This window comes from Neoluteolibacter marinus (genome assembly GCF_014904755.1).
Lineage (GTDB): Bacteria > Verrucomicrobiota > Verrucomicrobiia > Verrucomicrobiales > Akkermansiaceae > Haloferula > Haloferula marina.
Map to the genome: position 1 here is coordinate 1 of NZ_JACZFQ010000304.1, position 568 is coordinate 568.

2 protein-coding genes are annotated in these 568 nt (G+C 65.5%); both read left to right on the forward strand.

Going from position 1 to position 568, the window contains the following annotated elements; all coding sequences use genetic code 11:
* Window positions 1–280, forward strand: a 280-nt coding sequence (gene rpsH, locus IG178_RS24985; RefSeq protein WP_193215269.1) for a 30S ribosomal protein S8, incomplete at its 5' end; no start/stop codon positions are given.
* 30 nt (window positions 281–310) lie between these two features.
* The coding region (locus tag IG178_RS24990) for a 50S ribosomal protein L6 (RefSeq protein WP_193215270.1) at window positions 311–568 on the forward strand (258 nt) is incomplete at its 3' end.

Genomic DNA, 568 nt, shown 5'->3' on the forward strand with positions numbered 1-568 from the left:
CAAGGCCGAGGGCTACATCGAGGACTGGACCGAGGAGCCGGCTCGCGTCGGCAAGACCCTGGTCCTGAACCTCAAGTTCGGCCCGCAGCGCGAGCGCTCCATCGCGGGTGTGCGCCGCATCTCCAAGCCCGGCCTTCGCGTCTACGCGAAGTCCACCAACCTGCCCCGAGTCCTGGGCGGCATGGGCATCGCGATCATCTCCACCTCTTCCGGCCTGCTGACCGATCGTCAGGCCGCGAAGAAGGGCGTGGGCGGCGAAGTCGTCGCCTACGTCTGGTGACCCGCTAGCAGAGGAAGGAAGGAAGAGAACATGTCACGTATCGGACGTCTCCCCATCTCTGTGCCCAGCGGCGTCGAGGTGAAGATCGATGGCTCCCTGGTCACCGTCAAGGGACCCAAGGGGGAGCACCAGCACCAGATCGCAGCGCCGATCACCGCCGTCCTGGAGGACGGTGTGATCACGGTGTCGCGACCCGATGACAAGCGCGAGTCGCGGTCCCTGCACGGGCTGACCCGCACTCTCATCAACAACATGATCGTCGGTGTCACCGACGGCTACTCGAAGGGC